The sequence below is a fragment of the Neobacillus niacini genome (assembly GCF_000759675.1).
GTDB lineage: Bacteria > Bacillota > Bacilli > Bacillales > Cytobacillaceae > Neobacillus > Neobacillus niacini_A.
This window is the reverse complement of sequence record NZ_BAWM01000045.1, coordinates 152,742-172,943: the sequence shown is the minus strand read 5'-3', so window position 1 is coordinate 172,943 and position 20,202 is coordinate 152,742. Positions and strand designations below refer to the sequence as shown.

The 20,202-nt window shown below is 39.0% G+C and carries 20 protein-coding genes; 16 read left to right on the top strand and 4 right to left on the bottom strand.

The window, feature by feature from the left end:
• The first annotated feature begins 126 nt into the window (after window positions 1–126).
• The 6 genes from TR08_RS17695 to gatB all read left to right on the top strand — a co-directional run bounded on the left by TR08_RS17695 (window position 127) and on the right by gatB (window position 5,292).
• Window positions 127–558, top strand: coding sequence for a YueI family protein (locus TR08_RS17695; protein WP_045520370.1), 432 nt, complete (start codon window positions 127–129; stop codon window positions 556–558).
• 305 nt (window positions 559–863) lie between these two features.
• Complete coding sequence (locus TR08_RS17690) at window positions 864–1,406, top strand: hypothetical protein (protein WP_045520368.1); 543 nt, start codon at window positions 864–866, stop codon at window positions 1,404–1,406.
• A 31-nt stretch (window positions 1,407–1,437) separates the two neighbouring features.
• Window positions 1,438–1,794, top strand: coding sequence for a hypothetical protein (locus tag TR08_RS17685; protein ID WP_045520366.1), 357 nt, complete (start codon window positions 1,438–1,440; stop codon window positions 1,792–1,794).
• 169 nt (window positions 1,795–1,963) lie between these two features.
• Complete coding sequence (gatC, locus tag TR08_RS17680; RefSeq protein WP_045520364.1) at window positions 1,964–2,257, top strand: Asp-tRNA(Asn)/Glu-tRNA(Gln) amidotransferase subunit GatC; 294 nt, start codon at window positions 1,964–1,966, stop codon at window positions 2,255–2,257.
• A gap of 137 nt (window positions 2,258–2,394) precedes the next feature.
• Window positions 2,395–3,852 (top strand): Asp-tRNA(Asn)/Glu-tRNA(Gln) amidotransferase subunit GatA, encoded by a 1,458-nt coding sequence (gene gatA, locus TR08_RS17675; RefSeq protein ID WP_045520361.1) that lies wholly within the window; start codon window positions 2,395–2,397, stop codon window positions 3,850–3,852.
• A 12-nt stretch (window positions 3,853–3,864) separates the two neighbouring features.
• Window positions 3,865–5,292 (top strand): Asp-tRNA(Asn)/Glu-tRNA(Gln) amidotransferase subunit GatB, encoded by a 1,428-nt coding sequence (gene gatB / locus TR08_RS17670; RefSeq protein ID WP_045520359.1) that lies wholly within the window; start codon window positions 3,865–3,867, stop codon window positions 5,290–5,292.
• Between the two features lie 519 nt (window positions 5,293–5,811).
• Here the strand turns inward: gatB and putP are convergent.
• Window positions 5,812–7,290, bottom strand: coding sequence for a sodium/proline symporter PutP (gene putP, locus TR08_RS17665; RefSeq protein ID WP_045520358.1), 1,479 nt, complete (start codon window positions 7,288–7,290; stop codon window positions 5,812–5,814).
• A 221-nt stretch (window positions 7,291–7,511) separates the two neighbouring features.
• On the opposite strand from putP, the gene TR08_RS17660 reads away from it, so the two are divergent.
• Window positions 7,512–8,063, top strand: a complete 552-nt coding sequence (locus tag TR08_RS17660) for a thioredoxin family protein (RefSeq protein ID WP_045520356.1) — start codon at window positions 7,512–7,514, stop codon at window positions 8,061–8,063.
• A 37-nt stretch (window positions 8,064–8,100) separates the two neighbouring features.
• Here TR08_RS17660 and plsY read toward each other — a convergent pair whose 3' ends face one another.
• Window positions 8,101–8,727, bottom strand: coding sequence for a glycerol-3-phosphate 1-O-acyltransferase PlsY (gene plsY / locus TR08_RS17655; RefSeq protein ID WP_045520355.1), 627 nt, complete (start codon window positions 8,725–8,727; stop codon window positions 8,101–8,103).
• A 109-nt stretch (window positions 8,728–8,836) separates the two neighbouring features.
• Here plsY and TR08_RS17650 point away from each other — a divergent pair, with 109 nt between their 5' ends.
• From TR08_RS17650 to rlmD, 9 genes are all read left to right on the top strand, one after another.
• Complete coding sequence (locus TR08_RS17650) at window positions 8,837–9,619, top strand: class I SAM-dependent methyltransferase (RefSeq protein ID WP_045520354.1); 783 nt, start codon at window positions 8,837–8,839, stop codon at window positions 9,617–9,619.
• 308 nt (window positions 9,620–9,927) lie between these two features.
• Entirely contained in the window at window positions 9,928–10,473 is a 546-nt protein-coding gene (locus TR08_RS17645) for an RNA polymerase sigma factor (RefSeq protein WP_045520352.1), read from the top strand.
• Window positions 10,470–10,952 carry an anti-sigma factor family protein gene (locus TR08_RS17640; RefSeq protein ID WP_045520351.1) on the top strand — a complete coding sequence of 161 codons (483 nt, stop codon included), beginning with the start codon at window positions 10,470–10,472 and terminating at the stop codon, window positions 10,950–10,952. The genes TR08_RS17645 and TR08_RS17640 overlap by 4 nt, the downstream gene beginning before the upstream one ends.
• Window positions 10,949–12,025 (top strand): hypothetical protein, encoded by a 1,077-nt coding sequence (locus TR08_RS17635; RefSeq protein WP_045520350.1) that lies wholly within the window; start codon window positions 10,949–10,951, stop codon window positions 12,023–12,025. Before TR08_RS17640 ends, TR08_RS17635 begins: the two co-directional genes overlap by 4 nt.
• An 85-nt stretch (window positions 12,026–12,110) precedes the next feature.
• On the top strand, window positions 12,111–13,028 hold the full coding sequence (locus TR08_RS17630; RefSeq protein WP_045520348.1) for a hypothetical protein: 918 nt from the start codon (window positions 12,111–12,113) through the stop codon (window positions 13,026–13,028).
• Window positions 13,029–13,208: 180 nt separating this feature from the next.
• Window positions 13,209–14,150 (top strand): diacylglycerol kinase, encoded by a 942-nt coding sequence (locus tag TR08_RS17625; protein ID WP_045520346.1) that lies wholly within the window; start codon window positions 13,209–13,211, stop codon window positions 14,148–14,150.
• Between the two features lie 103 nt (window positions 14,151–14,253).
• The gene (locus TR08_RS17620; RefSeq protein WP_081954537.1) at window positions 14,254–14,805 is read left to right on the top strand and encodes a cysteine hydrolase family protein; all 552 of its coding nucleotides are present in this window, start codon (window positions 14,254–14,256) and stop codon (window positions 14,803–14,805) included.
• A gap of 58 nt (window positions 14,806–14,863) precedes the next feature.
• Entirely contained in the window at window positions 14,864–16,330 is a 1,467-nt protein-coding gene (locus TR08_RS17615; protein WP_045520344.1) for a nicotinate phosphoribosyltransferase, read from the top strand.
• An 819-nt stretch (window positions 16,331–17,149) separates the two neighbouring features.
• Window positions 17,150–18,523, top strand: a complete 1,374-nt coding sequence (rlmD, locus tag TR08_RS17610; protein WP_045520341.1) for a 23S rRNA (uracil(1939)-C(5))-methyltransferase RlmD — start codon at window positions 17,150–17,152, stop codon at window positions 18,521–18,523.
• Here the strand turns inward: rlmD and TR08_RS17605 are convergent.
• A complete protein-coding gene (locus tag TR08_RS17605; RefSeq protein WP_045520339.1) occupies window positions 18,520–20,001 on the bottom strand; it encodes a recombinase family protein in 1,482 nt (493 codons plus the stop codon). The genes rlmD and TR08_RS17605 overlap by 4 nt on opposite strands.
• Window positions 19,998–20,156 (bottom strand): hypothetical protein, encoded by a 159-nt coding sequence (locus TR08_RS32640; protein WP_193747777.1) that lies wholly within the window; start codon window positions 20,154–20,156, stop codon window positions 19,998–20,000. Before TR08_RS32640 ends, TR08_RS17605 begins: the two co-directional genes overlap by 4 nt.
• Between the last annotated feature and the right edge of the window lie 46 nt (window positions 20,157–20,202).

The following is a 20,202-nucleotide window of genomic DNA, read 5'->3' as shown; positions in this document are numbered from 1 at the left end:
GTGGCGGATAACAAACACTCTCCGATAGCAGAAAATACTCTCGGATAGCGACGAATTTTTTGGAAATGAACATTTTTTAGGTTATTATCATACATAATAATAGCCCTTTTAATGGAGTTGATCTAATTGAAAAAGCAGAACGTTGAGGAAGTTCTTCAACAGGGAATACATGGTCCTTTGGAAACAAAGCCTGATGAAAGGCGGAAATTTTTAGGAACATTACGGGAACGCATTATTCTTGCTCTTAAGAAAAACCAAGTAGCAGAGGCAACGATATACCCTCAGGTGGAGAGGGAAATGAAAAAAAATCCTCAGGCCAATCTTTTGTTAAATGGAAATATGGACTATACGCTCTTATCCAAATATGTAAAATTAGCTGCCAAGCACAATATTGAGCACACCATTGTAACCAATAAGGAACATGATGCAGAAGTAGGCTTACTGCTTGCGATGGATCATGCAATCGATAAGGAAGAAATTTATATCATTCAAAAAGAAATCAGTCAGCCTGAACCCGCAAAAAGCAAAGGTCTTTTCGCGAAACTATTTAAACGATAATAAGCAAACAAAAAAGCAGTCAAATGGACTGCCTTTTTTGTATTAACTAGGTTAATTAGGAGGAGGTATATCGAACTATATTTGGATATAACTGGAATTATATAAAAGGTTAGAATATTATTATTTATAAGGAGATTACCAATTAGTCAATTTATATAAGGGGGACAGAAAGCTGGGTAGTAAACTCATAATGGGAACGAAAAGAAAAATGGTCAGGTAGGAAGTGGGCATAAATAATGCCTTGTGCTTTTTACTAGAGATTACTAGATTACTAACCTCTGACCAAAATCTAGGAGGAGAATATTATGAGAAGATGTAAAGTTCTTTTTATCGTGATTGTTCTAATGCTCACACTTACAGGCTGCAAATATCCAACTCTAGAAAAAGCCATTGCTGAAACAATTCCATTTGAAGTACAAGAAGTTTTATACAAGACTAAAAGTGATGGAATGACGATCGTCCTATACACTACGAAAGCAGAAGGGGAAGAAGTTGAACATTTAAAAGAACCGGTGCTGGGAGTTTCTTTCTTTGAAGGGAACGATGAAAAGGGATGGAAAAATGATGGTCCGAATGGCTGGGAGTATGCTGAAACCGAAACCTATTCCACTTATCATGAGAACTACACCAAGTATGATGATAAAGGGAAGATACTTAAAGATATTTACGTTGTGTTTGGAGAAATCAATAATGAGAATATCGCAGCCATTGAAATAGCCGAACAGGATAGTGAAGAATACCAAAAAGCAAAAATGATAAAAAAAGGAAGTAAACGATACTATTTTGGTTTAGGCTTTCGTCCAAAGGTTAGGGCTTTAAACGATAATGGCGAGGTTATTCAACAATAGTTAGTACATAAGGAATTTCTGGGGGATGAATATGCTGGAAAATAAAACACATTTGATTTCATCATTGATTTTATCTTTAGGAATCATGAGTGGCTGTTATCTCCTCGCTTCAAAACCAGCTCCAGCCGTAATTGATTCTGCCAGCAAATCTGAGGTACAAGTCAGCATACTTCTAAATTTAAAAGAAACTTCTGTACTTTTAGGGATATCAGAAGAGGAATTAAAGAAGATTATGGCTGAGGAAAAAAGAATATTAAATACTACAGGTTCTTATGATGGAGCCATGCTTCCGTATATTGTAATTGAGGGAAAGCAGTATTTTGAAAGAACACAATTATTAATATGGGCACAGGAGTCTGCTGCACTACATAAGGAATATGGATTATAGATAGGGCTTGAACAAAAAAAGGGAGCGAAGGCTCCTTTTTTTTGTGTTATAAATCTAAAAAGTACTTAATATGCCAATACTGATGAGGGAATCATTGCGGTGATGCGGAAAAGTTTGGTATTATCAATAGTAAATTGATTATGACAAAAGGGATTGGAGGTATTGAAAAATGTCACGTATTTCAAACGAACAAGTTAAGCATGTTGCGAACTTGGCTAGATTAGCGATAACAGAAGAAGAAGCGGAAAAGTTCACGAAACAGTTGGATGCAATTATCACATTTGCAGAGCAGTTAAATGAATTAGATACGGAGAATGTTGAACCGACCTACCATGTGCTGGATATGAAAAATATCTTCCGTGAAGACATCAAGCAAACAGGGTTGCCACGTGAAGAAGTACTAAAAAATGCGCCAGACCACCAGGATGGACAAATTAAAGTTCCTGCAATAATTGGGGAGTAATAAGAAAAGCAGAAGCGCCTTGCTTAGGGGCGACAGGCATAAGACGAGCCGGTTAGAAGGTTGTTCTTTAACCTTCTACCCGGATTGGCTTATGACCCCGAGCCCCTAGGCGCTGGAGCTAGACAAGGAGGAATAAGGTGAGTTTATTTGATTATAAAGTTTCAGATCTCCATGAACTTTTACATAAAAAAGAAATTAAAGTTGCTGATCTTGTTGATGAGTCGTATAAACGTATTGCTCAAGTAGATGACAAGGTACAGGCCTTTTTAACCTTAGATGAAGAAAAGGCTAGGCAAACAGCAAGAACACTTGATGCTGAGTTTCCTACCAATTCCAATACAGGTTTGTTATTTGGGATGCCAATTGGCATAAAGGATAATATTGTCACGAAAGGTCTTCGGACAACCTGTGCGAGTAAGATTCTAGAGAACTTTAACCCCATTTATGATGCTACCGTTGTTCAGAAGCTTCAGCAGCAACAAACAGTAACAGTAGGAAAGTTAAACATGGATGAGTTTGCGATGGGCTCTTCAAACGAAAATTCCCATTACCAAAAGACGCGCAATCCTTGGGATCTTGATAGAGTACCAGGTGGTTCATCAGGTGGATCCGCTGCTTCGGTTGCAGCGGGTGAAGTGATGTTTTCATTAGGTTCAGATACAGGGGGATCTATCCGCCAGCCTGCAGCTTTTTGCGGGGTAGTAGGGTTAAAACCAACATATGGACGTGTGTCCCGCTTCGGACTCGTTGCATTTGCTTCCTCCCTTGATCAAATTGGACCTATTACAAGAACGGTTGAAGATAATGCATATCTATTACAAGCCGTATCCGGATTAGATCCAATGGACTCCACGTCAGCTAATGTTAATGTTCCTAATTTCGTGTCTGCTTTAACAGGTGATGTAAAAGGGTTGAAAATTGCTGTACCTAAAGAGTACCTTGGTGAGGGTGTAAAAGAATCTGTTCGTCAGTCCGTGCTGGATGCTTTAAAAGTACTTGAAAAACAAGGAGCAGTTTGGGAAGAGGTTTCCTTGCCTCATTCTAAATATGCATTAGCAGCCTATTATTTGCTTTCTTCTTCAGAAGCGTCTGCAAATCTAGCCCGTTTTGATGGTGTCCGCTATGGATATCGGACATCGAATGCTGATAATTTACTTGATTTATATAAGAAATCAAGATCAGAAGGCTTCGGTGATGAGGTAAAACGCAGAATCATGCTCGGTACCTTTGCATTAAGTTCTGGTTATTACGATGCCTATTACAAAAAAGCACAGCAAGTCCGTACTTTAATTAAGAAGGACTTTGAAGATGTATTTGAAAAATATGATGTCATCATTGGTCCAACAACTCCAACGCCAGCGTTTAAAATCGGTGAAAATATTGATGACCCATTAACGATGTATGTGAATGATATTTTGACGATTCCCGTGAACCTAGCAGGAGTACCAGGAATCTCTGTTCCATGTGGATTTGATAATGGTCTGCCGCTTGGCTTACAAATTATTGGGAAGCATTTTGATGAAGCCACCATTTATCGAGTGGCACATGCGTTTGAACAAGCAACAGATTATCATAAACAAAAGCCAGGAATATAGGGGGTGAAGAAGATGGAATTTGAAACAGTGATTGGTCTTGAAGTTCATGTTGAGTTAAAAACCGATTCGAAAATATTTTCGGCAAGCCCAAACCATTTTGGTGCTGAACCAAATACAAATACAAGTGTAATTGACCTTGGTTATCCTGGTGTGTTGCCGGTCCTAAATAAAAAAGCGGTTGAATTCGGAATGAAGGCAGCTATGGCCTTGAATTGTCAGGTAGCCACTCATACGAAATTTGACCGAAAAAACTATTTTTACCCAGATAATCCGAAGGCCTATCAGATTTCCCAATTTGATAAGCCAATCGGGGAGCATGGGTGGATTGATATTGAGGTAAATGGCTACACAAAACGGATTGGAATCACAAGGATTCATTTAGAAGAGGATGCAGGAAAACTTACTCACGGGAATGGCTATTCATTAGTGGATTATAACCGGCAGGGCACTCCTCTTGTGGAAATCGTTTCTGAACCAGATATTCGTACGCCTGATGAGGCTTATGCCTATCTTGAAAAATTAAAATCGATTATCCAATATACAGGTGTTTCTGACTGTAAGATGGAAGAGGGCTCATTACGTTGTGACGCCAATATTTCCATTCGTCCAGTTGGACAAGAAGAGTTTGGAACGAAGACAGAATTAAAGAACTTAAACTCTTTTAATTTTGTACGAAAAGGTCTGGAATATGAAGAGAAAAGGCAGCGTGAAGTTGTCTCTAACGGTGGGGAAATTGATCAGGAAACTCGTCGTTTTGACGAAGCTACAGGTGCTACCTTACTCATGCGTGTAAAAGAAGGTTCAGATGATTATCGTTACTTCCCGGAACCAGACCTACTTGATATTTATATTGATGCGGAATGGAAGGCACGGATTGCTGCTGAAATACCAGAGCTTCCGGATCAGCGGCAAAAGCGTTATGTAGAAGAACTAGGATTACCAGTTTATGACGCTAAGGTGTTAACAGTAACGAAAGAAATGGCTGATTTCTTTGAAGGTACAATAGCAGCAGGTGCAGAGGCGAAATTGGCTTCCAACTGGATAATGGGAGATGTTTCTGCTTACTTGAATTCTGAGGGGAAAGAACTCCATCAAATTGCATTAACACCTGAAAGCTTAGCAAGTATGATTAAGCTCATTGAGAACGGAACGATTTCATCGAAAATTGCCAAGACTGTTTTTAAAGAGTTGATTGAAAACGGCGGCGATGCTGAGAAAATCGTTAAGGACAAAGGGCTCGTACAAATTTCTGATGAGGGGACACTTCTTAAGATTATTTCTGAGGTTCTGGATGCGAATCCACAATCAATTGAAGATTTTAAAAATGGTAAAAATAAGGCAGTTGGTTTCCTCGTTGGGCAGCTAATGAAAGCAACAAAGGGGCAGGCAAACCCACAAATGGTCAACCAATTATTACAGCAGGAATTAAGCAAAAGATAAAAACTAGCTGGCAGATTACAGTCTGCCAGTTTTTTTGTCGAAAAAGCATCGACAATCTTTTTTTGTGATTTCCCGGGAAAAAGTTATATACAGGGGCTTTTGGCAAAACTAATCAAACGTTTGATTAGTCGCCATGCTTCTACCCATTTTTTGTAGAAAAGCCTTTATGTAAAAGGGCTTATCGGCATTCTAATCAATCGTTTGATTAATAGCCCTGCTGAGGATTTTTGTCGAAGGATAACTGGTTTCAAGAAAAGGATGGTCGACTCATAGACTTTAGTTGATGAATCGACAATCTTTTTTTGTGAAATTAGGGTGAAAAGCCTTTGAGTAAAGAGAAATCCCGACATTTAATCAAACGTTTGGTTAGATGACAAGATTCTACCGTTTTTTAATGAAAAACCCCCATTTATCAAGGATTGCAGGGTTTTTAATCAATTGATTAGTTAACTGGAAAATGTAGTAATTTGCCGGACAAATAAATAAAAAATGCCCGGATTAGATGCCGGGCATTTACGTCTATTCTTGTTTTAATAAACGGACACTTTCATCAAACTCTTTTTCAATCGCCTCATTTTTCTTATAAGTGATTAAGCTTAGAAGAACAGCCACTATAAAGTTGAGGATAAAACCTGGAACGATTTCGTAAAGTGTGTCACCAAGCCCAACGTTTTTCCAAACGATAACGGTAACAGCTCCTACAATCATACCGAAAAGAGCGCCCCAATTGGTCATCTTTTTCCAAAATAGGCTTAGTAAAATAGTTGGACCGAATGCTGCACCGAAACCTGCCCATGCATATGCGACAAGGTCTAGTATGGTGCTGTTTTGGTCGAGAGCAAGGATGGCAGCAACAACTGCTACCAAAAGAACAGCCATTCTTCCTAAGAAGACAAGATGTTTGTCTGAAGCTTTTTTGTTCATAACCACTTTATATAAATCTTCCACTAGTGCACTGGATGTAACGATTAATTGTGATGAAATTGTACTCATAATTGCAGCAAGTATGGCTGCTAAAGCAAATCCAGCAAATAAGGGATGGAATAAAATCTGACTTAGTTCAATAAATACTGCTTCTGGATTCTCTAATACATGTTGTGGATTGTTATGGAAGTAAGCAATTCCAATGAATCCAGTAAAGACAGTACCTATAAGCGAGAAAATCATCCAGCCCATACCAATGCGTCGGGCGCTTTTTGTTTCTTTAATAGTGGTGATAGCCATAAAACGTACGATGATATGCGGCTGGCCAAAATAACCAAGCCCCCAGGCCATCGCTGAAATAATTCCAAGCGTTGTAGTTCCTTTGAAAAAATCTAGGTAAGTAGGATCGATCGCTCGAATCGTATCAAATGTTTCTGCAGGACCACCAACAGTGAAAATTCCAATTGCAGGAACAAGGAGCAGGGCAATCAACATCATTAGTCCTTGAATAAAGTCTGTATAGCTTACTGCCAAGAATCCTCCAAATAAGGTATAGGCAATGGTTACACCTCCAACAATGAGAAGTCCCGTAAGATAGCTTGTACCAAAGGAGCTTTCAAAGAAGACCGCTCCAGAAACTAGACCCGAAGATACATAGAAGGTAAAGAAAATAAGAATAACGACACCTGATACTATACGCAGTAGTTTTGTATTATCTTTAAAACGGTTTTCTAAGTAACTTGGAATTGTAATAGAATCGTTAGCAACCTGTGTATACGAACGTAAACGAGGTGCAACTAATAACCAGTTAAGATAAGCACCAATTGTTAAACCAATGGCAATCCATGCATCCGCTAAACCGGTTACATAAATTCCTCCAGGTAAGCCCATTAACAGCCAGCCGCTCATATCAGCAGCTCCCGCACTTAAGGCGGTTACAGCAGGACCTAAAGACCTTCCCCCAAGCATATAATCCGTTAGATTGCTAGTTTTTCGATAGGAATACCAACCGATAAAAAGCATCATGGCTAGGTAAATTCCAATTGATACTAGCTGAAGAGTTTCATTGGACATACATTTTCCCCCTTTGTTATCGTAAAATATAAGTAAAATAATATTCTCTATTTAAAAAATATTCTATCAACAAGACATGACTATTACTAGTGGTAATTTATAGTTTTATTAAAATAGGAAAAAGTGCTTGTAGTATATTAGAAGGGAAAGGTGTAATCCCTAAGTTTGAAAGTGGGTTTTTTAAGGTTTATGATAAAAGTAGTGAAAGGAGTGTTTTTAGATTGGAATTAAATTCTTGGTTTCAAAAAGGTTTAACGAAGGATGAATACATTGACTTAATGAAGGTCAATAAAGAAGGCATGGTTTCCATTTATGATCGCTTTGAGTTGAAGGAAGAGGATAAAAAGAAACTTGAAGCATTCCAATCGAAAAAGTTACGAGCCATTGTTCTAACAGAAGATTGGTGCGGTGATGCCAAGCTTAATAATCCAGTATTGTTAAGATTAGCTGAAGCAGCAAATATAGAAGTTCGATTTGTGCTAAGGGATCAAAACCTAGAGCTCATGGACCAATACTTAACAAACGGAACGTCTCGAGCGATTCCTATTTTCATTTTCATTGATCAAGAAGGAAATGAAGTAGGAGTATGGGGACCTCGTGCACCTGAAATGCAAGCACTTGTTGAAAAGGGCCGCGCGGAACTTCCGGATAAGGATGCTCCAGACTTTCAAGAAAAGCAGATGGATTTTTATAAGAGTCTTGGGAAAACCTATCAAACTGATTCATCGATTTGGCAAACTGTTGCAAACAGTATTATGACTGCCATTATATAAAAAACAAGAATCCCTGGTATTTAGCCAGGGATTCTTTTTACATTTTTATATTGCTATTTTTGGGAGGAATGCGGTCGTTGATTAGATTTTTATCATTTATTTTTGGTTCGATTCCAAGTATAAGATTACGAATATTAGAGCGGTGAAGATAGATTAAAAATAACGTGAAAAATAAAAAAATAAGTTCAAATTTTATTTCTGGCGAAAAATAAGAATAAATTAGTAAGCTAATTCCTACAGAGATGGAGCCGAAAAATACATACTTTGTTAAAAAAATCACCAAAAAGAAGGTAACATAAGCAATTACAGCCAGAGGGAAATTCGCTACTGCTAAGGCTCCGGCAGTTGTAGCGATAGCTTTTCCACCACGGAAGCCTGCAAATATAGGAAAGCAATGTCCTACCACAGCAATCAGACCAAAATAAAGTGGGTCAACATCAAGGTTGAAGTATAAAGGAAGGTAAGCAGCAAGTGCACCTTTACCTATATCAACGAGTACCACGATAATGGCAGATCCTTTGCCAAGAACCCTTAATGTGTTCGTTGCACCAGGATTTTTGCTTCCATGGTCGCGAATATCAACCCCAAAAATAAGCTTGCCCACAATCAGCGCAGTAGGAATACTCCCTATCAAGTAGGCGGAAAGGAGTAACAACCAGAGCATATCATCATTCCTTTGTCAGAGTATCTTCTTTAACAATAGCATTTTACCATACTTCAATGGTATTATTTTAATAATTCCTGAAATAGGAAATATTAAAGGAGCGACCGGCATGGAACATATCGATTTTGGTCAAGTAGCTAAAAGTTATGCCAAGGCAAGAGAAGATATTCCCGTAAGTTTAATGGATAGCCTTTATATCCGAGGTATTTTTTTCGATGGGAAAAAAGTTGCAGATATTGGTTGTGGTACAGGTGCCTTTTCAAGAAAAATGGCGTTGAGGAAAGCCGATGTTACCGGGGTGGATCCATCAAAAGAATTACTGCAATATGCAGTTGCTTTAAATCGTTTGAAAAATTACAAAATACCTTATCTGCAAGGTACTTCTGAGGATACTGGTTTACAAGATTCTCAGTTTGATATGGTAACGGTTATGCGTGCCTGGCACTGGTTTGACCGTGAAAAGGCAATTACAGAAATGAAGCGAATATTAAAAGCAAAAGGGACACTACTTGTGATTGATTCTGGTTTTCTTGTAGGACCATCCGTGGTGAAAAAGACGTTTGAAGTCCTATCAAGATACGTGAATGGTGGATTAAAGCCAGCAGGGACTAAAGCGGATTCTAAGCAGAGGATTAATGGCTTTCCAGTTGAGTGGTTCGATGAATGGCAAAGGAATGGGTTTGAACTAAGAGATTTTTACAAACTTAACTTTTCCGTTACCTTTACAAAGCAAGAATGGGTAGAAAGAGTGGAATCCGTCTCCTGGCTGGCAGAATTGGAAGCAGGAGTTAGGAAGAAGGCCCTTCAGGATTTATCAGATTCCTTATCAGACGAAGATTCCTTCGTAATTCCACACGACTGTAATGTTTGTGTATTAATGCTGCAAGAATAGATAGATATATACCTAAGACGTGCGACTATGCCGCACGTTTTTTTTGTTTTTGAAAGTGCCGAAATCCATTTGGCACGTAAACTTGAAAATCTGCACGTAAATCTTAAAAAAGTCATTTTAAAGTGGATTAATAGTTGGTAAAATCCCTCAAACGAATGACAATGACCTAAGTCTGGCATTCCTCAGTCTTTTTTATGCTACTATTTTATAGATGATAAAAGAAAAATATTTTTCACAAGAAGTGTAGGGGTTTGTAAATATCACTTCGTCTATTAAGGTGAAGGTCAGATAGAAAGGGGGAGAGAGCGATTAGTGATTTAGCTTTAATACAAAAAGTGTTGGTCGGCAGTGATCATGCCTTTCGCCTTTTGGTTGAGAAGTACCGCAATGATGTGTTCCGGACCGTCTTTGCTGTTCTTCGTGACCAAAAGGAAGCGGAAGATGCCGCTCAGGAAGTATTTGTGAAAATATATACCTCTCTCTCCCAATATGAAAATCAAGGATTTAAGACTTGGATGACCAGAATAGCTGTTAATCATGCAATAGATATAAAGAGAAAACAAGCACGAAGGAAAGAAGAAATGGTAGAGGATTTGGAACATCAATCACTTGGCACTCCAAAGGATGGTGTTGAGAAAGAACTGATTGTTAATGAAAGGCAAAGGCTCGTAAGAAAAAGACTAGACCAGCTTCCTGAGAATTATCGAGATGTCATTTACGGTTTTTATATAGCTGAAAAAAGTTATCAGCAAATGGCCGAAGAACAAAATGTACAGGTGAAAACAATTGAAACAAAGCTTTATCGGGCCCGTGTTTGGATGAAAAAGAATTGGAAGGAGGACGATTTTTCATGAAGCATTACAGTTATGATGAGTGGTTGAGCTATGTTAAAGACGAAGTCAGTGACAAGACCCGCGAGGAACTAGAAAGTCATTTGTATACATGTGACCAATGTCTAGAGAATTATTTACAAGCTATATCCGTACATGAATCATCACTTCCGGTCCTTTCAAACGAGTCCAGCTTTACAGACCTAGTAATGGAGGAAATTTCGAAACAAAAAGTGGTCAATGAAAATCCCGTTCCTAAAAAGCAACCAGTAAAAGCAAAAAAGCCATTCTATCAACAGGCCGCTTTCCACTATTTGATTGCTGCTGCTGCGACACTATTGCTTACTTTTTCTGGAGTGTTTCAATCGCTTGCTACGTATGCAAGTGCTGTAGAAGCACCTAAAGACATGAAGGAAAAAAAGCTTTCAGTGACTGAAGGCGTTATTGATAAGACATTTGCATGGATGGATTCTTTGGAGAAAAAGGAGGCAAATAAAAAATGAAAAATTCAACGAAGGCGTTAACATTATCGCTTTTTCCTGGCCTCGGTCATATTTATTTCGGCAACATGATTCGCGGGGTGCTTTACCTACTAGCTGTTGTTGGCTGCGCATTTATTACGGTCATAGGATTAGTGTCGCATGCAGTGGAGATAGCGATCCTTTCCTTCATGGCAGGTATTTTCATCTACTTAATAAGTTTTATCGATATGGGGGTGCAAATTTCAAAACAAAAGAAAGCGCTAAAAGCAGCCAACCCCGATGTACCTACTTCTCTGGTAACTCAGGAGTCAGAAAGATTTTATACGATTGCGTTATCGTTTGTACCAGGATTGGGGCATTTTCAACTCGGTTTAATGAACCGTGGTGTAACATTGCTAGCAGCATTTTTAGGCCTTGCTGTAATGGTGATATTTGTAACGGCACTTAGCAACCGCGGAGAGTTTATGGTTTTCATGGCTGGGCTGCCAATCATTTGGGTTTATGGATTTTTTGACGCTGTCCAGCAGTTAAATAAAAAGCAGCGCGGTGAGGAGCTTATCGATCGGACGATTTTTGAGGACTTTGAAACACGGAGAGAAGACGGAAAGAAGAGCAAGTCCATTGCCACCTTCCTTTCCATTTTCCCTGGTGCAGGACACCTCTACCTAGGGTTACAAAAACGCGGGATTCAGTTAATGGCATCGTTCCTGTTTTCTATCTATATTTTAGATATTTTACGTCTTGGGATCTTCTTGTTCCTAATTCCGATTATCTGGTTTTATAGCTTTTTTGATGCTATGCAAAAGGTATCAAAATATGGTGAGGAAGAAATCGACGATGTACCGATTATTTCCTATTTTATTAACCATCAAAAGTGGGTTGGAATTGGTCTAGTAGTGATGGGGCTTTATTACCTAATCATGAATGTGATCATTCCTGTCTTTGCCCCGATGCTGTCTAATATGATCAAGATAGATTTAATGTATTGGGTACAAAGATATTTTCAAACGGGGATTGTCTGTGTGCTGTTAATTGGCGGAGGCATTAAGCTATTATCCGGCAGCAAGCAAAAAAGGGAGGAGAAAAAATCATGAGAAGGTGGAAAAACACACTAACAGGGGTAATCTTAATCGGAGCAGGAATTGGGTTCCTTTTTAGAAAAGGGAAGGAGGGGCAGGAATGAGAACTTGGCGTGTTGGTACGCTTTCAATGGGGGCTTCGCTTGTTTTTCTTGGTCTCTTCCTTTTTCTCTCACGTTTTCTAGGATTTGATCTTGTTCATGTGATGTCGGCATGGTGGCCGATTTTGTTAATCGTTCTTGGGATTGAAATTCTCCTCTACTTATTTTTTTCGAGGCAGGAGAAGCCCTTTTTAAAATATGATTTTGTGAGTATAATCTTTGTTGGATTGCTAGGAATGGTAGGAATATTGTTTGCGACACTTAGTGCAACGGGGATTATGGGAAAAGTGGAGGAAGTGGTCGCTAGGGAGGAGCGGTCGTTTGAGCTGCCTGACTTTTCCTATCAGATGGATGATAGTATCAAGCGTGTTGTCCTTAGAACCGTAGGTTACCAAACAACAATTGAAGCAACGGATGAAAAAGAAGTGTCCATGTTTGGAACCTACCGGATACAGACAGCTAAAAAGGAAAAGCTTATAACAAGTGCAAATGACTATGTGTATGCGAATAAAAAGGGAGATACACTATATATAAATGTGAAGACACTTCCTAATGAATTGGGACCATTTGATAGCCATGAAGAAATTGCTTCAACTATTCTAATCCCAAAGGGTGTGCAACTTGAGGTAATAGGTAACGGAAATGAAATTATGTTAAACCCACGGTCACTTGAAAATGACTGGAGTATAAATGGAGCAGGATCGATAGATGTAAAGGTTGCGGAAACAAGCAATTTAAATATTGAAGCCGTTGGTGTAGGTGAAGTAAATGGTAAAGATGGAGCCTGGCAGGTAACGGAAAAAGGGGATCCGAGTGGTATGGAAGGCGTAGAAAGAAATTCTGTTTACCAGTCTGGGGAGGGTAAGTATCATATTAATATCACCAATACTCATTATGTTAGTTTAAATACGAATTAATTCACATATTATTTTTTGCAAAAAAATAAAAAAAGGGTATGATAGTAGACGGCAGAGATATGGATAGAATAATATTTGTGTCTTGGGTTAATAATTGTAAGCCAAGGAGCAAATTGGTAGAATATAGAAGATACCCATCATATGCCATTTATTGATTTCATAAAAATAGGATGATGAATAATGAAACGAGCACGATTGATATATAATCCTACTTCAGGACGGGAAATTCTAAAGCGCCATCTAGCGGAGATTCTGGAGAAACTTGAAGTTGCTGGATATGAGGCATCTTGCCATGCGACAACGGGTGCTGGTGATGCAACAGCTGCTGCTAGGATAGCAGTTGAACGACAGTATGATGTTGTTATTGCCGCTGGTGGTGACGGTACCATAAATGAAGTGGTCAATGGCCTTGCGGAGCAGGAGTTCAGACCGAAATTGGGAATTATTCCATCAGGTACAACAAATGATTTTGCAAGAGCTCTCCATATACCAAGAGATATTGGTGCGGCGGTTGATATTATCACTAAAGGTGAGCGAATTCCAGTGGATATTGGTCGAATCAATGACCGTTATTTCATTAATATTGCTGGTGGCGGCAGAATCACGGAGCTTACATACGAAGTTCCAAGTAAACTAAAGACGATGCTTGGGCAGCTTGCTTACTATTTAAAAGGGATGGAAATGCTCCCTTCCATTAAAGCATCAGATATAAGTATTGAGTATGATGGCAAGCTTTTTGAAGGGGAAGCCATGTTATTCCTTGTGGGGCTGACGAATTCAATTGGCGGCTTTGAAAAGATTGCACCAGATTCATCTATCAACGATGGGCTATTTTCATTGCTCATTTTGAAAAAAATTAATTTAGCGGAGTTTATTCGTGTCGCTACTTTAGCTATTCGTGGTGAGCATGTTAATGACCCTAATGTCATTTATGCGAAAGCGAGCCGGATTAAAGTACATTCTAGTGAAAAGGTACAATTGAATCTGGATGGTGAATTTGGTGGATTACTTCCCGCTGAGTTTGCCAACTTGTACCGACATTTAGAGGTGTTTGTACCACTTGATGATATTCGTCCACTCGATAAACCAAGCGATTGGGAACCGGGAATGAGATATAGCTGAAAAAGGCGCGCTCCATTGTGGAGCGGGCTTTTTAAGTTTAGAGGAAAAGATGATCTCGGTACAGAATATTTATAGGACAAAGAAAGAATGGGGAGGTTTTGAAATGGAAAAAAAGGCATTGATTAATATTGATTATACATACGATTTTGTAGCAGATGCAGGGGCGTTAACCTGCGGTCAGCCGGGGCAGGCAATTGAAAAGAAGATTGTTCAATTGACACGTGAATTTATCGATAATGGTGATTATATCGTTTTTGCTATTGATGTACATGATAAAGGGGATTCCTTTCATCCAGAAACAAAACTATTTCCGCCGCATAATATTCGTGGAACTGCAGGGAGAGATTTGTTTGGTGGACTGCAAACTCTGTATGAAGAGAATAAAGAGCAAGAGAATGTTTATTTCATGGATAAAACACGGTACTCCGCTTTCGCTGGTACTGACCTTGAAATCAAGCTTAGGGAACAGGGGATAACAGAGCTTCACCTTGTTGGAGTTTGTACAGATATATGTGTTCTTCATACGGCGGTAGACGCCTACAATAAGGGCTTTAAAATCGTTGTCTATAAAGAAGCTGTCGCTTCATTTAATCAAAAGGGACATGAATGGGCATTAGGGCACTTAGAACAATCACTTGGAGCGCTGGTTAAATAGGTTTTATAATGGTAAAATGATTGAATATGTTGAAAAAGTAGTTTTTCGGAGGGTTATGATGAAAAACATTTATCAGGATGATAGCTTAACTCTGCATACTGATCTATACCAGATTAATATGGTAGAAACGTATTGGAGAGACGGTATACATAATAAACGCGCAGTGTTCGAATTGTTTTTCCGTAAGCTGCCGTTTGGGAATGGCTATGCGGTATTTGCTGGTTTAGAAAAAGTTATTCAGTATATCCAGGGCTTCCACTTTTCAGAAGATGATCTGGAGTATTTGAAAAATGAAGTTGGCTACCAGGACGACTTTTTAGACTATTTAAAGGGCTTGCGATTTACAGGGACCATTTGCTGTATGAAAGAAGGGGAACTTGTTTTTGGAAACGAGCCCATTTTAAGCGTAGATGCCCCGCTTGCTGAAGCTCAGTTGATTGAAACAGCACTTTTAAATATCATTAATTATCAAACATTGATTGCGACAAAGGCCTCTCGCATTAAGCAGGTTCTTGGAAGCGAAATAGCGATGGAATTCGGTACACGTCGTGCGCAGGAAATGGACGCAGCTATTTGGGGTACGAGAGCAGCATACCTAGCTGGTTTTGAAGGAACAAGTAATGTTCGGGCTGGTAAATTGTTTCAAGTTCCAGTATCCGGTACTCATGCTCATTCAATGGTACAAGCATATAAAGATGAATATGTGGCTTTCCGTAAATATGCTGAAACCCATAAGGATTGTGTCTTTTTAGTTGATACGTATGATACCCTACGATTGGGTGTTCCCAATGCCATTAAGGTGGCTAAGGAGATGGGTGATTCTATTAATTTTGTAGGGATTCGCTTAGATAGCGGTGACCTTGCCTATCTTTCAAAGGAAGCACGTAAAATGCTCGATGAGGCAGGATTTAAGGATGCAAAAATCTTTGCTTCGAGTGATTTGGATGAGTATACGATACTAAACTTGAAAGCCCAGGGCGCGAAAATTGATAGTTGGGGAATTGGGACTAAATTGATTACGGCTTTTGACCAAGCGGCACTTGGTGCTGTCTACAAAATTGTTTCAATTGAAGACGAGAACGGCAAAATGGGGGATACGATTAAAATTTCTTCCAATCCAGTAAAAGTCACGACTCCTGGTATCAAGAAAATTTATCGAATCATCAACAATAATAACAACCATGCAGAAGGGGACTATATTACACTTGCGGACGAAAAACTGCCTGAGAAGCGTCTAAGAATGTTCCACCCAACGCATACATATATGAACAAGATCATAACAAACTTTACGGCAAAAGAGCTCCATGAAGTTATTTATTCTAAAGGTGAACTTGTTTATGCAATCCCATGTCTAGAAGAGTCTCGTGCTTATTTGAAGCAAAACCTTGACGCTCTCTGGGACGAATATAAGCGGACCATGAATCCAGAGGAATATCCGGTTGACCTTAGCCAAAAATGCTGGGATAACAAAATGAGGAATATTGAAGAAGTAAAAGAGAAAGTTGCACAAATGAAGGCGGAATAGATTGGAGAGAGGCACCTGTTAGAAGGTGTCTTTTTGTTTGCAATAATGGGTTCGCGGGATTATTGTGGAAACTGGCGAGAATGTCTCTAAAACTCGCGGGATTAATCCAAATTCAGGCGGAATAAATATAAAATCCCGCGGGATTATTACTAAAACCCGCGGGATTCTAAATTATTTTTGTTTAAAAAAATCCATGAAAGCATGGTAAATTTCTATGCCTTGATACGTAAGCATTCCTGCTGCTGTTAATGAAAATACACCAATCATCAAATAGCGAATCCACATTGTTTTTTCCTCCCTTATTGTAAGTTCTAAGTTTACAAGCGGGGAGAGGAGATTACATAATTCGATTGATGAAAAACCGGAACGAGAAAGATGAAGTTTCTGGTGTGGTTATTAGAAAAGATTCTGTGAAGGGTGACTACGACCAATGAGATTAGGCAAAGTACTTTGACAAAATCAAGATGAAATAAATGTTTTTCTTCATCGTCGGTTTGTGAACTCATACTCCAATCATCTATCATTAACACAGCTTTATTAGAATGATGTGATTGAATGAATAAGTTGGAAGTATGAAGAACGGAAAAGAATATGAAGGCAAGCAGCAATGCGATGGGAAGAAAATTTACCTTCTTTATCGTAACCACCTCCTTCCGGGATTGTTATAATTATAAACACTTTTGTTATAATGTTAAATTAAAATGCTCCGACATTTTACGCGATAGTAAATGGTATACAATCAATTTATGGCTGATTTCGCAATTAGACTGGGTTTATGATACAATCTTGCTAGTCAATTCGGAGTAAAGGAAGTAAAACATGACAAAAACGATACCGGTAAAAAAAAATGATTATATAGATGTGGTGTTTGAGGATTTAACACATGATGGAGCTGGAGTTGCAAAGGTTGAAGGCTTTCCATTGTTCATACCAAACGGGCTGCCCGGCGAAAAGGCGCAGGTTAAAGTAATAAAAGTGAACAAAGGCTACGGCTTCGGACGTTTGATTGAAATTTATGAAAAAAGCCCATACCGTGTAGATGTTCTTAGCAGTGAGATACACAAGTACGGAGGCTGCCAGCTTGAGCACATCAGCTATGAAGGGCAGCTGAAATATAAGGAGAATCAAGTACGACAAGTGCTTACTAGGATTGGTAAATTAGAGAATGTTCTCGTACACCCGATTTTAGGGATGGACAACAACCCATGGCATTATCGAAACAAAGCACAGGTTCCGGTTGGTGAAAAAGATGGAAAGCTGATTGCTGGATTTTTTAAGCCTAGAAGTCATGAGATCGTTGATACAGATGAGAGTTTAATCCAGCTGCCGGAAATTAATGAAGCAGTTCAAGCAGTAAAAGAAATATGCAATGATTTAGGAATATCAGCTTATCAAGAAGAGTCACATAAAGGTGCTCTTCGCCACATCATGGCCCGTTATGGAAACCAGACGGGCGAGCTTATGGTTGTGCTTGTTACAAGAACTGAGGATATTCCAAAGAAAAACAAACTAGTCGAGGAGATTATCGCACGGCTGCCGAAGGTAAAGTCGATAGTACATAACGTAAACTCCAAGCGCACGAATGTGATCCTCGGCGAAAAAACAACTGTCCTTTGGGGAAGTGAAGTAATCTACGACTTTATTGGTGATGTCAGGTTCGCCATTTCGCCACTGTCGTTTTATCAAGTGAATCCTGTCCAAACGAAGGTTCTTTATGATAAAGCACTGGAATATGCTGGGCTCAGTGGTGATGAATCAGTGATTGATGCCTATTGTGGGATTGGAACGATTTCCTTATTTTTAGCACAAAAGGCAAAAAAGGTCTTCGGAGTAGAAGTCGTCCCTGAGGCAATTGAAGATGCGAAACGAAATGCAGAGTTAAATGGTATAACGAATGTAGAATTTGCTGCAGGAGAAGCAGAGGTTGTGATTCCCAAGTGGTATAAAGGGGGAAATTCAGCTGAGGTGCTGGTTGTTGACCCACCGCGTAAGGGCTGTGATGAAACTTTCTTGCAAACCATTATAGAAATGAAACCTAAAAAAGTCGTCTATGTATCCTGTAACCCAGCCACACTTGCACGGGATTTACGAATTCTAGAAGATGGCGGATATAAAACAGTTGAAGTCCAGCCGGTAGATATGTTCCCACAGACGACACATGTGGAGTGCTGCGTGTTGCTAAAATTACGTTAAATAATAGCAGATGGTAACGAAAATCTATAAAAGATTCTCGCTGTGCCGTCTGCTTTTATTTCAATACGTTCAATAAGTCGATGTAATAAATCTGGAGTAAGAGTATCAACCTTTTTAATTTTTGAAAGGTCTTTTTGGATTTTTTTTATTTGCTCGGTAACATTTTTATTTGAAAGTTTGATTTCAATTTCCGATTTTGTCTGGATTAGATGTTTCAAATGAAGTTCATTCTGTTTAATGACATCCCTGTAATCCTGTTGTGAAATGACTTCATTTGCAAGTAATTGAATCAACTTTGTTTTCTGTATGCCAATGTCGTCAATTTGGCGGTTAATGGCTGAAAGCTGTTTATTTAGTTTCTCAAACTCTTTATTCATTTTCTTTTCGAGTTTTGTAAATAAATTCTTTTCCTTAACATCAGCCAATATTATTTCAATGTCAGATAGGATGGACGAGACAAGATTATCTTCTATGACATGATGGTCCGAGCATGCCTTGCTGCCATGTTTATTGTAAGAACCACAAACATAACCGCGGCGGTTCTTTTTATAATGCATGCCCCTGCCACAATCAGCACATCTTAAAGTGTTAGTGAAGAGGTGAATCTCGGCATACGGCTTCTTTCGTTTACGGGTTTCAATTAAAGCTTGTACAGCATTAAAGTCCTCTTTACTGATAATTGGCTCGTGAGTGCCTTCTATGACAATAAATTGATCTGATGTTAAATTCTCTCTTACTTTACTGGTTACACTCCGAGTTGTTTGTCGTCCTTGTACCAGATCCCCTGTATAATGGGGATTTGTAAGGATTGTTCTTATGGTTGACCCATGCCACTTATCACTGCCAGTAGCTTTTCCAGCAATTTGCGCAGGGGTAGGGTATCCGCCATTATATAATCCTCTTGCAATTCGGTCGAACCCTTTTCCTTGCAAGTATTCCTTAAATATACGACAAACAATTGAAGGAGTATCATCATTTCTCAAGAATAGCTTCCCATCACTCAATTCGTATCCATATGGAGGAATAGATCCTTGAAACAGTCCTTTTCTTGAACGGGTTTGCAGAGCGGCTTTTATTCTTTCACCAGTACGTTGAGATTCTTGCTCATATATCCATGCGTACAAACCAAACATGGCACTATTTCCTTCAAATGAGTTAATGGCATTGTCCAATGTAATAATATGAATGCCATTGCGATCTGCGAGGTCACGAATTTTATAGGATAAGCCGCCATTACGTGCGAGGCGTGAAAGCTCTTTTGCAAGTATCACATCAAATTTACGATTCTCAGCATCTTCGATTAACTTTTGAAGGCCAGGCCGTTTGTCAGAGGTTCCACTTTCAACATCCACATAAATGTCGTAAAAGGACCACCCCTTACTTGAAATGTAGTTGAAAAACAGTTCTTTCTGGTTAGACAAAGAGGCCTTTTGTTCTTCTTTGTCCGTTGATACACGGGTATAAATAGCACATCTCATGCTACATCCTCCTTTTCAAGGTCCGAAGATGTAGCAGTGTTCACCTTAATTTCAGAATATAATTGCTGTAATAAAAAGTCAATTTGCTGCTCCAGGATCATATTTATAATTTCTTTAATTGAAAATTTATCATTAAATATGCGTTCTGAAATCAAACTAATACCCTCCTTTGGAAATACAGTTTCACTCGTCCATTTACTC

Excerpts from the sequence above, each read along its gene's own strand:
- TR08_RS17635 (WP_045520350.1), top strand. The coding sequence starts at position 10,949 with ATGAAAAATTCAACGAAGGCGTTAACATTATCGCTTTTTCCTGGCCTC.
- gatC (WP_045520364.1), top strand. The coding sequence starts at position 1,964 with ATGTCACGTATTTCAAACGAACAAGTTAAGCATGTTGCGAACTTGGCT.
- putP (WP_045520358.1), bottom strand. The coding sequence starts at position 7,290 with ATGTCCAATGAAACTCTTCAGCTAGTATCAATTGGAATTTACCTAGCC.
- TR08_RS17650 (WP_045520354.1), top strand. The coding sequence starts at position 8,837 with ATGGAACATATCGATTTTGGTCAAGTAGCTAAAAGTTATGCCAAGGCA.
- TR08_RS17685 (WP_045520366.1), top strand. The coding sequence starts at position 1,438 with ATGCTGGAAAATAAAACACATTTGATTTCATCATTGATTTTATCTTTA.
- TR08_RS17605 (WP_045520339.1), bottom strand. The coding sequence starts at position 20,001 with ATGAGATGTGCTATTTATACCCGTGTATCAACGGACAAAGAAGAACAA.
- TR08_RS17690 (WP_045520368.1), top strand. The coding sequence starts at position 864 with ATGAGAAGATGTAAAGTTCTTTTTATCGTGATTGTTCTAATGCTCACA.
- gatB (WP_045520359.1), top strand. The coding sequence starts at position 3,865 with ATGGAATTTGAAACAGTGATTGGTCTTGAAGTTCATGTTGAGTTAAAA.
- plsY (WP_045520355.1), bottom strand. The coding sequence starts at position 8,727 with ATGCTCTGGTTGTTACTCCTTTCCGCCTACTTGATAGGGAGTATTCCT.
- TR08_RS17630 (WP_045520348.1), top strand. The coding sequence starts at position 12,111 with ATGAGAACTTGGCGTGTTGGTACGCTTTCAATGGGGGCTTCGCTTGTT.
- rlmD (WP_045520341.1), top strand. The coding sequence starts at position 17,150 with ATGACAAAAACGATACCGGTAAAAAAAAATGATTATATAGATGTGGTG.
- TR08_RS17615 (WP_045520344.1), top strand. The coding sequence starts at position 14,864 with ATGAAAAACATTTATCAGGATGATAGCTTAACTCTGCATACTGATCTA.
- TR08_RS17620 (WP_081954537.1), top strand. The coding sequence starts at position 14,254 with ATGGAAAAAAAGGCATTGATTAATATTGATTATACATACGATTTTGTA.
- TR08_RS17640 (WP_045520351.1), top strand. The coding sequence starts at position 10,470 with ATGAAGCATTACAGTTATGATGAGTGGTTGAGCTATGTTAAAGACGAA.
- TR08_RS17625 (WP_045520346.1), top strand. The coding sequence starts at position 13,209 with ATGAAACGAGCACGATTGATATATAATCCTACTTCAGGACGGGAAATT.